Below are 10979 nucleotides of genomic sequence, written 5' to 3'. Positions count from 1 at the left end.
CATGGATGGATCGATGAACCTGAAAACGAAAGCCGTGCGGGCGTTTGCCGTGGCGAGCCTCGCCGGCCCGCTCGCGGGCTGCGCGTGGTTCGCGCCGAGCGGCGAGCCGCCCGCGATGCCGTCGCCCGCGCACTACGGCACCGTGCCGCAAGTGCAGCAGACCGTCGCCGCGCAAGGCGTCGCGCAACAGTTCGAAGTCGGCGCGCAGCCCGTGCCCGACTGGTGGAAGCAGTACCGCTCCGAGGCGCTGAACGCGCTCGTCGACGAAGGCCTGCGCAACAGCCCGACGCTCAGCGCGGCGTCACATTCGCTGGATGCCGCGCGCGAGCAGCTGCGCGGACAGATCGGCAGCTCGATGCTGCCGTCGATCGACGCGGGCGGCCAGGCCACGCGCCAGCGCGCACTCGGCGTGCCGATCCCCGCGCTCGGCGCGCCGACGCTGTTGTACGACACATTCGTCGGGCAACTGCAGGCGAGCTACACAATCGACCTGTTCGGCGCGGCGCGCTTCGCGAACCGCGCGCTCGCGAAACGCGTCGACGTCAGCGCGTTCCAGCTCGAATCGGCGCGCCGGGCACTCGCCGCGAACATCGTCACGGCGTCGATCACGGTGTCGGTGCTCAATGCGCAGATCGCGACGACCGAACGGCTCGTCGCGCTCGCGAACGACCAGGCCCACGACGCGCAACGCCGCTACGCGCTCGGCTCGGCGTCGCACAGCGACGCGCTGAGCGCGCAGCAAAGCGCGGACACCTTCGCCGCGAGCCTGCCCGCGCTGCGCCAGCAGCGCGACTCGGCGCGCCATGCGCTGGCGGTGCTGGTCGGCCGCACGCCCGACCGGCCGCCCGCCGACCTCACGCTCGCCGACCTGAACCTGCCCGCGCAGGTGCCCGTGGTCGTGCCGTCGGACCTGCTGCAAAGTCGCCCCGACATCCAGGCCGCCGACGCGGGGCTGAAGGCGGCCGCCGCCGAAGTCGGCGTCGCGACCGCGCAGCTGTTCCCGCAGCTGTCGCTGTCGGCGGCCATGGGCAAAGGCGGCTTCAGCTGGCCGACGATGCTGTCGGGTGCCGGCGCGATCTGGAACGTCGGCGCGTCGCTGAGCCAGCCGCTGTTCCACGGTGGCGCGCTGCTCGCGCAGCGGCGTGCGGCGAAGGCGACCTACGAGGCCGCGGTCGACCAGTACAGGCAGACTGTGCTGAGCGCGTTCCAGAACGTCGCCGATTCGCTCGCCGCGCTCGAGCACGATGCGGAGGCGCTCGATGCGTCGTCGCGGGCCGCGCTGTCCGCGCACGGCGCGTACGACGACGCGGCCGCCCGCGTGCGGCTCGGCGCGTTGCCGCCCTCGGCCGCGCGCGCGAGCGAGCTGCAGTACCGCAACGCGCGGCTCGACGAAATTCGCGCGACCGGCGCACGCCTCGCGGATACCGCGCGGCTCTATCAGGCAATGGGCACGCCGCCGGTCGAACCGACCGGCAACGCATCGACGGCCGGGAACGTCGACACGGCAGGCCGCGCCGGCAACGAGGGCCAAGGCGCCCTCGCCGCCCAGGCACGCGCGGCCACGCCCGACGCGCCGCCGTCACCGCCGTCGCCACAATAGCGCGCCCCTTGCCCGGGACGCACGGCGCGCGGGACCACCCCGCGCGCCGATCCGCGATCTTCCGCTTGACCCTCACGTAGCGTAACGTTCGAGACTCCAGCGTGCGCACCGAACGGAGGACACCATGCGGCTGAAAGTGGGAGAACTGGCGAAACGCAGCGGCCTGACCGTCCGCACGCTTCATCACTATCACGCGATCGGCCTCCTGATGCCTTCGGCGCGTGCCGACAACGGCTACCGGCTGTACGACCGCGACGACATCGCCCGGCTCCACCAGATCCAGGCCCTGCGTCGCTTCGGACTGTCGCTCGCCGAAATCGGCGACTACCTGAACCAGCCCGGCACCCCGCTCGTCGAGATCGTCGCGAAGCAGATCGCGTCGCTCGACCACCAGCTCGCGCAGGCCGCACAGCTGCGCGAGCGGCTCGTGCACCTGCACGCGCAACTCGCCGCGGGCACCGAGCCGGAACTGGCCGATTGGCTCACCACACTGGAGTTGATGACCGTGTACGACAAATACTTTTCCGAGGAAGAACTCGCGCGCCTGCCGATGTACCGCAAGAGCCAGGCGGGCGACGCCGAATGGATCGCGCTCGTCGCCGACGTGCGCGCGCTGCACGACGCGGGCGTGCCGCCCGAGGACGAGCGCGTCCGTGCACTCGCCGGCCGCTGGATGACGATGCTCGTGCGCGACACGAACAACGATCCGCGGCTGCTCGCGAAGCTGAACCTGATGCACGAGCGCGAACCGGCGATGCAGTCGAAGATCGGCATTTCGACCGTACTGCGCGACTATGTGCTGCGCGCGTCCTCGGAGACGAAGATGCGGATCTTCGAGAAGTATCTCGCGCCGGACGAGATCCGCTTCATGCGCGCGCACTTCGGCGAGCACGCGATGGAATGGCCGCAACTGATGGGCGACGTGCGCGACGCGATCGATGCGGGCGCAAGGCCCGATTCGCCGGAAGGCCGCGCGCTCGCGCAACGCTGGCTCGACCTGTTCCGCAGCTATGCGGGCAACGACCCGGCCACGCACGCGAAATTCCGGGATGCGATGATGACCGAGCCGGCGCTGACGAAGGATTCGTGGGTCGACGACACGCTGCTCGGTTTCATCCGCGAGGCAATGGCCCAGTTGGCGCCGGCGCGTTGATGGCGTAGCCCCCGCGGGCGGTGCATGTCGGTTTCATGCGCTGCCCGCGCGAGCGGTCCGGCTCTCGCTCACCGGTCGCGCACCCCGAGCCCGAGCGCCTTCATCCGCCGGTACAGCGTGCGCTCGCTCATCCCGACGTGCTCGGCCAGCTGCTTGCGCGTACCGTCGAACGTGCCCGCAATCCGCACGAGTTCCGCATCCGACACGCCGCGCGTATCCGCCGCATGCGCGTGCAGTGTGGCCGACGCCGCGACCAGTTCGGCCGGCAGATGTTCGACGCGGATCGTCCCGTCGTCCGCGAACAGGCATGCACGTTCCAGCACGTTGCGCAGCTCGCGGATATTGCCCGGCCATGCATACGCGTCGAGGCACGCACGCGCCTGCTCGCTCAGCACGAACGGCCGGGCCGCGAACGGTCGCGCGCTCGCGTCGCCCGCGCCGGCACGCGCGTTCGCGATGCGCCGCAGGATCGATTCGGCGAGCAGCGCGACGTCGCCGCGCCGCTCGCGCAGCGGCGGCAGCGGAATCGGAAACGCGTTGATCCGGTAGTAGAGATCTTGCCGGAACCGGCCGTCGTCGATCATCTCGCGCAGCGGCTTGTGCGTCGCCGCGACGAGCCGGAAATCCGCGCGCAGCGCCTCGACACCGCCGACGCGCCGGAACGTCCCCGACTCGATCAGCCGCAGCAGCTTCACCTGCATCGGCAGCGGCACGTCGCCGATCTCGTCGAGAAACAGCGTGCCGCCCTGCGCGGTCTCGACGAGGCCCGGCTTGCGCTGGTTGGCGCCGGTAAACGCCCCCTTCTCGTAGCCGAACAGTTCGCTCTCGAACAGCGTCTCGGCGATACCCGAACAGTCGACGACCACGAACGGCCCCATCGCACGCTCGCTCGCCTCGTGCAGCGCCCGCGCGAACAGCTCCTTGCCGGTACCCGATTCGCCGAGCAGCAGCACGGGCAGCATCGACGGCGCAACGCGCTGCAGCGCGCCGAGTGCCGCATTGAACGCATCGGCGCCGCCGACGAGCCCTTCCGCGCTCGGCTGCGCGGACGCGCTGCGCACCGTCGTCAGCCGCTCGACGTACGCGATCACGTCGCCGCGCGCGTCGAAGATCGGCCGCAACTCCACGTCGACGTGCTCGGGGCCGCGCGGCGTATGGTGAATGTGCAACACGCGGTTCAGGCTGCGCGACTCGAGTGCCTGCTTCATCGGGCAATGCTCGCCGGCCTGGTCGCACGGCACGTCGTAGTGATGCGAGACCTGGAAGCAGCGCCGGCCGACGTGCTCGACACCCGCCACGCCGAACTGGCGCCGGTACGCATCGTTCGCCGCGAGGATGCGGTAGTCGGGATCGACGACGATCATCGGCTGCGGGTCGTGCTCGAGATACGCGACGAGCGCACGCACGTCGGGCATGACGTCGCGCGACGGCGCGGGAACGATCGGAATGGTGTCGTGCGGATTCATGAGGCGGCTCGGGAACGGAGGGACAGTCGGACTGCCAGACTGACTGCCAATTCTGCCACAACACTGCCAAATGTGGCAGTCGGCATCAACGACGCCCCGCAGGCCGTGCTCGCGGCGCACCGCGATCAGGCCAGAAATGCGAGCCGAATCAATTACCTGCCATTTCGTCCGGCGTCGCGGCGCGGGCTGGCATGCTTCTTGAGTTTGGGATCCCCGATTGCCGATGCAGAACCCGATCGAGGACATCCCGTGAGCCATGCCCCCATGCTGTCAGTCGAAGGCTTTTTCGACCCGGCGACCCATACCGTCAGCTACCTGTTGCTCGATACCGCAAGCCGCGCGTGCGCGCTGATCGACAGCGTGCTCGACTACGACCCGAAATCCGGCCGCACGCGCACCGCCAGCGCCGACCGGCTGATCGCCCGCGTCGAGGAACTCGGCGCGACCGTGCACTGGCTGCTGGAAACGCACGTGCACGCCGACCATCTGTCGGCCGCGCCTTACCTGAAGGCGCATGTCGGCGGGCAGATCGCGATCGGCTCGCACGTGTGCCGCGTGCAGCACGTGTTCGGCACGCTGTTCAACGCCGGCCCGGGCTTCGCGCAGGACGGCAGCCAGTTCGATCGCCTGCTCGACGACGGCGACACGCTTGCGCTCGGCGCGCTGACGATCCGCGCGCTGCACACGCCGGGCCACACGCCCGCGTGCCTGACCTACTGCATCGACGACGCGACGCAGCGTGCCGCGTTCGTCGGCGATACGCTGTTCATGCCCGACTACGGCACCGCCCGCTGCGATTTCCCGGGCGGCGACGCACGCACGCTGTACCGCTCGATCGCGCGCGTGCTCGCCCTGCCGCCCGATACGCGCCTGTACCTGTGCCACGACTACCAGCCGGGCGGCCGCGACGTGCAGTTCGTGACGACCGTGGCCGAGCAGCGCCGCGCGAACGTGCACGTGAAGGACGGCGTGACCGAGGAGGATTTCGTCGCCATGCGCACCGCGCGCGACGCGACGCTCGACATGCCCGTGCTGATGCTGCCGTCCGTGCAGGTCAACATGCGCGCCGGCCACCTGCCCGAGCCCGAAAACAATGGCGTGCGTTACCTGAAGATCCCGCTCGACGCGATCTGAGCCGCCGCCCCGACCGGAGAACCCCCGACATGACCATCCGCACGCTGACCGACCTGCTGTCGGTCTCGCCCCAGATCGCCGCGACCGACCTGCCCGCGCTCCGCGCGGCCGGCATCCGCACGATCGTCTGCAACCGCCCGGACGGCGAAGGCGCGGACCAGCCGACCGTGGACGAGATCCGCGCCGCCGCTGCGCCGCTCGGCATCGCGGTCCATTACCTTCCGGTCGATACCGGCAAGGTCACCGACGATCAGGCCCGGCAGTTCGACGCGCTCGTCGCGTCGCTCGCCGGCCCGGTACTCGCATACTGCCGCAGCGGCACGCGTTCGGCGACGCTGTGGGCGCTGTCGCAGGCCGACAGGCGTCCGGCCGGCGACATCGTCGCGATCGCCGCCGCGGCCGGCTATGACCTCGGCGCGCTCGCGCCGCGTCTCACACGAGGTGCCACGCAAGGACTCGCGCAGGACGGCCGCCAGGCCGCGCCAGCCATCGACGCGCGGCACGACATCGTGATCGTCGGCGCGGGTGCGGCCGGCGTCGCGGTCGCGTCGAGCCTGCTTGCGCGCGACGCATCGCTCGATATCGCGGTGATCGACCCGGCCGATACGCACTACTACCAGCCCGGCTGGACGATGGTCGGCGCGGGCGTGTTCCGGCCCGACACGACCGCGCGCCGGATCGTCGACCTGCTGCCGCGCGGCGTGAAATGGATCCAGGCCGCCGTCGCCGGCTTCGAGCCCGACGCGCACACGGTGGTGCTCGACGGCTGCCGGCGTATCGGCTACCGCAAGCTTGTTGTGTGCCCGGGGCTCAAGCTCGACTGGCACGCGATCGACGGCCTCGCGGAAACGCTCGGCCGCAACGGTGTCACGTCGAACTATCGCTACGACCTCGCGCCGTACACGTGGGAACTGGTGCAGGCGTTCCGCGGCGGCAACGCGCTGTTCACGCAGCCGCCGATGCCGATCAAGTGCGCCGGCGCGCCGCAGAAGGCGATGTACCTGTCGTGCGATCACTGGCGGCGCGCGGGCCGCCTGGGCGCCGCGAACGTCGAGTTCCTGAATGCGGGCGCCGCGCTGTTCGGGGTCGCCGACTACGTGCCCGCGCTGATGGAGTACGTGAAAAGCTACGACATCGCGCTGTCGTTCGGCCACAACCTCGTCGCGATCGACGGGCCCGCGCGGCGCGCGACGTTCCGGCGCACCTTGCCCGACGGCGGCACGGAAACCGTCGAACGCGCGTTCGACATGATCCACGTCGTGCCGCCGCAGAAGGCGCCCGATTTCGTGCGCGCGAGCCCGCTCGCCGATGCGGCCGGCTGGATCGACGTCGACCCGGCGACGCTGCGGCACAAGCAGTTCGCGGACATCTTCGCGCTCGGCGACGTCACCAACACGACCAACGCGAAGACCGCCGCGGCCGCGCGCAAGCAGGCGCCCGTCGTCGCGCACAATGTGCTCGCGTCTCTGGGCCGCGCGCACGGCGACGCCGCGTACGACGGCTACGGGTCGTGCCCGCTCACCGTCGAGCGCGGCAAGATCGTGCTCGCCGAATTCCTGTACGGCGGCAAGGTCGCGCCGACCTTCCCCGCGTGGCTGATCGACGGCCGGCGTCCGTCCCGGCTCGCGTGGCTGCTCAAGGAGCGCCTGCTGCCGCCGCTCTACTGGAAGGCTATGCTCAAGGGCCGCGAATGGCTCGCGAAGCCCGCGATCGCACGTTGACCGGAACCCGATGACACCATGCTGATTTCCCTCGTACTCGGCAGTCTCGTCGGCGCCGTGCTGGGCCTCACCGGCGCAGGCGGCGGCATTCTCGCGGTGCCCGCGCTCGTCGTCGGGATGGGCTGGCCGATGCAGCAGGCCACGCCCGTCGCGCTCGTCGCTGTCGCGGGCAGCGCGGCGCTCGGCGCGCTCGAAGGGTTTCGTCGCGGGCTCGTGCGCTATCGCGCGGCGCTGTTGATGGCCGTGGCGGGCGTGCCGCTCACGACGCTCGGCGTGAAGCTTGCGCACGTGCTGCCGCAACGCGTGCTGCTGGCGTTGTTCGCGCTGACGATGCTGGTCGTCGCGGGCCGCCTGCTGCGGCAGGCACTGCGCCACGCGCCCGGCGACGCGGATGAGTCGCGGTTGTGCGTCGGCCGCGTGAATCCCGATACGGGCCGGCTCGTGTGGTCCTGGCCGGTCGGGCTCGCGCTTGCGTCGACCGGCGCGGTGACGGGGCTGATGACGGGCTTGCTCGGTGTCGGTGGCGGCTTCGTGATCGTGCCGATGCTGCGCAAGTTCACGAACGTGTCGATGCACGGCGTAGTCGCGACGTCGCTGATGGTGATCGCGCTGGTCGGCACCGGCGGCGTGCTCGCGACGCTCGTGTCGGGCACGCGCGCACCGCTCGACATGATGCTGTGGTTCACGGTCGCGACCGCGATTGGCATGGCGATCGGGCGCAATGCCTCCCGGCACCTGTCCGCGCGGCATGTGCAGGCCGGCTTCGCTGCCGTGCTCGTCTGCGTCGCGCTCGGGCTGCTCGCGAAGGCGGCGTTCGGCGCATAAGCCACCGCGGCGCACACCCCTAAGCAAAACGCCCGGCCCGACTCGTCGTCGGCACCGGGCGTTTTTCGTTGCGTCGGCAACCTGTTCGTGATGACGTCAGGTCGCGAATGCGGCCGTCCGCTTGCGCTCCTGGCGCAGCATCACGAAGTTCGCGATCACCACACCGGCCGTCACCGCGACGATGAACAGCGTCGCGAGCGCGTTCATCTCCGGGTTCAGGCCGAGGCGCACGCGCGAGAACACGACGAGCGGCAGCGTCGTCGAGCCGGGGCCCGACAGGAACGCCGACAGCACGAGGTCGTCGATCGACAGCGTAAACGAGAGCAGCCAACCCGCGATCAGCGCCTGCGAGATCAGCGGCAGCGTGATCGTGAAGAACACCTTCAGCGGCGTCGCGCCCAGATCGAGCGCGGCTTCCTCGAGCGACGGGTTCAGTTCGCGCACGCGCGACTGCACGATGATCGCGACGTACGAAATGCACAGCATCACGTGGCCCAGCCAGATCGTGAACACACCGCGCTCGGCCGGCCAGCCGATCCACTTCGCCAGTTCGATGAACAGCAGCAGCAGCGAGATCCCCTGGATCACCTCCGGAATCACCAGCGGTGCGTTGATCATCCCGCTGAACAGCGCGAAGCCGCGAAAGCGCCCCATCCGCGCGAGCACGAAGCCGGCCCACGTGCCGATGAACACCGACGCGAACGCGGTCAGCACGCCGATCTTCAGCGACAGCCATGCCGCCGTCAGCAGTTCGTCGTCCTCGACGAGCGCCGAGTACCAGCGGAACGAGAAACCCGACCACACGGTGACGAGCTTCGACTCGTTGAACGAATAGACGATCAGGCTGATGATCGGGATGTAGAGGAACGCGAAGCCGGCGAACAGCGCCGCGAACTGCAGGTAACGATTCGGCTTCATCGACGGCGGCCCTCCTGCTCCTTCGCCTGGAAGTGCTGGAACATCGCCATCGGCACGAGCAGCAGCAGCACCATCGCGCAGGTCACGGCCGACGCCATCGGCCAGTCTGCGTTGTTGAAGAATTCATTCCACATCACGCGGCCGATCATCAGCGTGTTCGCGCCGCCGAGCAGTTCCGGAATCACGTACTCGCCGACCGCCGGAATGAACACCAGCAGGCAGCCCGCGATGATCCCGTTTTTCGACAGCGGCAGCGTGATCTGCACGAATGCCTTCCACGGCTTGGCCCCGAGGTCGTACGCGGCTTCGAGCAGACGCAGGTCCATCTTCACGAGGTGCGCGTAGAGCGGCATCACGAGGAACGGCAGGTACGAATACACCATCCCGATATACACCGCGTAGTTCGTGCGGTACAGCTCGATCGGCGTATGGGTCAGGCCGATCCACATCAGGAAGTTGTTCAGCAGCCCGTTGTTCTTCAGGATCCCGATCCATGCGTACACGCGGATCAGGAACGACGTCCAGAACGGCAGCATCACGCCCATCATCAGCAGGTTGCGCGTCGCCGGGTTCGAACGCGCGATGTAGTACGCCATCGGATAGCCGATCAGCAGGCACAGCAGCGTCGTGATCGCCGCGACCAGCACCGAATTCACGTAGGTCGCGAAATACAGGCTGTCGGTGAGCAGGAAAGCATAGTGCGACAGGTTCAGCGCGATGTGCACCACGCCGTCCGCGTACGATGCGAGTTCCGTATACGGCGGAATGCCGAGCTGCAGCTCCGCGAAGCTGATCTTCACGACCAGCACGAACGGCACGAGGAAGAACAGCACGAGCCACGTGTACGGCCCCGCGACGACCGCCGAGCCGCCGGTCAGGTTGAAGCGCCGCACGGGCCACGCGAGCAGGGACTTGAGCGCGCTCATGACGTCAGCACCACGCCCGCGGTCGCGCTCCAGCGCACGTAGATCTCGTCGCCGAGCGCCGGTGTGTCGAGCTCGGTGATCGCGAGGCTCGACACGTTCGCGATCACCGTCTTGCCCGCATCGAGTTTCACGTGATACAGCGAATAGCCGCCCATGTACGCGACGTTGGTGATCTTGCCGCGCGCCCAGTTGAACGCGCCTTCGGGCGGCTTGCGCGTGAGCGCGATCCGCTCGGGACGCACCGACACCGTGACCGGCATCCCGAGCGGGCCCGAGATCCCGTGGCTCACGTACAGCCGGCTCGGCAGCTCCGGCGATTCGATGTACACGTGGTCGGGTTCGTCCTCGACGGTGACGCCTTCGAACAGGTTGGTCGAGCCGATGAACTCGGCCGAGAAGCGGCTGTTCGGATATTCGTAGACTTCGTTCGGCGAGCCGATCTGCACGATCTGCCCTTCGCTCATCACGGCGAGCCGGTTCGCCATCGTCATCGCCTCTTCCTGGTCGTGCGTGACCATGATGCAGGTGACGCCGACCTTGTTCAGGATGTTGACGAGCTCGATCTGCGTGCGCTGGCGAATCTGCTTGTCCAGCGCCGACATCGGCTCGTCGAGCAGCAGCACCTTCGGGCGCTTGACGAGCGAACGCGCGAGCGCGACGCGCTGCTGCTGGCCGCCCGACAGCTGGTGCGGCTTGCGCTTCGCGTACTTGCTCATCTGCACGAGCTCGAGCGCCGCCGCGACGCGCTCCTTCAGTTCCGCCTTCGGCGTGCCTTCCTGCTTCAGGCCGTATGCGACGTTCGATTCGACCGACATGTGCGGGAACAGCGCATACGACTGGAACATCATGTTCACGGGCCGCTTGTACGGCGGCATCTGCGCGAGGTCCTCGCCGTCGATCAGGATCTTGCCCGATGTGACCGTCTCGAGGCCCGCGAGCATGCGCAGCAGCGTCGACTTGCCGGAACCCGAGCTGCCGAGCAGCGCGAACAGCTCGCCCTGGCGCACCGTCAGGTTCACGTTGCGCACCACTTCGGTCTCGCCGAATTTCTTGACGACGTCGACGATCTGGACAAAGTTCTCGGCGCGCGCATCGGCGCCGGACGAAGGAACGAAGGACGGCACGCCCGCGACCGGCGCACCCGACTGGCTATTCATGATGTGCTGCTTCTCTCCTGCGTTTGACGAACAAAGCCCCCGGGGACACCAGGGGCTTCATGACTGCTGGCCTGCTCCG

Annotated in this window: 9 protein-coding genes; 5 read left to right on the top strand and 4 right to left on the bottom strand. The window is 68.8% G+C overall.

Annotation, left to right across the window (positions count from 1 at the left end):
* Position 1: 1 nt before the first annotated feature.
* Together DIE11_RS31800 and DIE11_RS31795 are read left to right on the top strand one after the other, a co-directional pair.
* Positions 2–1600 carry an efflux transporter outer membrane subunit gene (locus DIE11_RS31800; RefSeq protein ID WP_124629418.1) on the top strand — a complete coding sequence of 533 codons (1599 nt, stop codon included), beginning with the start codon at positions 2–4 and terminating at the stop codon, positions 1598–1600.
* 124 nt (positions 1601–1724) lie between these two features.
* On the top strand, positions 1725–2753 hold the full coding sequence (locus DIE11_RS31795; RefSeq protein WP_124629417.1) for a MerR family transcriptional regulator: 1029 nt from the start codon (positions 1725–1727) through the stop codon (positions 2751–2753).
* 68 nt (positions 2754–2821) lie between these two features.
* Here DIE11_RS31795 and DIE11_RS31790 read toward each other — a convergent pair whose 3' ends face one another.
* Entirely contained in the window at positions 2822–4219 is a 1398-nt protein-coding gene (locus tag DIE11_RS31790; protein WP_124629416.1) for a sigma-54-dependent Fis family transcriptional regulator, read from the bottom strand.
* A 264-nt stretch (positions 4220–4483) separates the two neighbouring features.
* On the opposite strand from DIE11_RS31790, the gene DIE11_RS31785 reads away from it, so the two are divergent.
* Genes DIE11_RS31785 through DIE11_RS31775 form a run of 3 tightly spaced genes read left to right on the top strand, consistent with a single transcriptional unit; the run spans position 4484 to position 7899 of the window.
* A complete protein-coding gene (locus DIE11_RS31785; protein ID WP_409364593.1) occupies positions 4484–5353 on the top strand; it encodes an MBL fold metallo-hydrolase in 870 nt (289 codons plus the stop codon).
* A 29-nt stretch (positions 5354–5382) separates the two neighbouring features.
* On the top strand, positions 5383–7074 hold the full coding sequence (locus DIE11_RS31780; RefSeq protein WP_124629414.1) for a bifunctional protein tyrosine phosphatase family protein/NAD(P)/FAD-dependent oxidoreductase: 1692 nt from the start codon (positions 5383–5385) through the stop codon (positions 7072–7074).
* Positions 7075–7092: 18 nt separating this feature from the next.
* Positions 7093–7899: a sulfite exporter TauE/SafE family protein gene (locus DIE11_RS31775; protein ID WP_124629413.1), complete on the top strand. Its 807-nt coding sequence runs from the start codon at positions 7093–7095 to the stop codon at positions 7897–7899.
* A 96-nt stretch (positions 7900–7995) separates the two neighbouring features.
* On the opposite strand, the gene DIE11_RS31770 is transcribed toward DIE11_RS31775, so the two are convergent.
* The 3 genes from DIE11_RS31770 to DIE11_RS31760 are packed head-to-tail and all read right to left on the bottom strand — an operon-like array spanning position 7996 to position 10900.
* Positions 7996–8817, bottom strand: coding sequence for an ABC transporter permease subunit (locus DIE11_RS31770; protein ID WP_059606893.1), 822 nt, complete (start codon positions 8815–8817; stop codon positions 7996–7998).
* Positions 8814–9743 (bottom strand): ABC transporter permease subunit, encoded by a 930-nt coding sequence (locus DIE11_RS31765; RefSeq protein WP_124629412.1) that lies wholly within the window; start codon positions 9741–9743, stop codon positions 8814–8816. The genes DIE11_RS31770 and DIE11_RS31765 overlap by 4 nt, the downstream gene beginning before the upstream one ends.
* Entirely contained in the window at positions 9740–10900 is a 1161-nt protein-coding gene (locus DIE11_RS31760) for an ABC transporter ATP-binding protein (RefSeq protein ID WP_059606897.1), read from the bottom strand. The genes DIE11_RS31765 and DIE11_RS31760 overlap by 4 nt, the downstream gene beginning before the upstream one ends.
* Between the last annotated feature and the right edge of the window lie 79 nt (positions 10901–10979).

The organism is Burkholderia sp. Bp9012 (genome assembly GCF_003853825.1).
Classification (GTDB): domain Bacteria; phylum Pseudomonadota; class Gammaproteobacteria; order Burkholderiales; family Burkholderiaceae; genus Burkholderia; species Burkholderia diffusa.
This window is presented reverse-complemented; position numbering and strand designations above follow the sequence as displayed.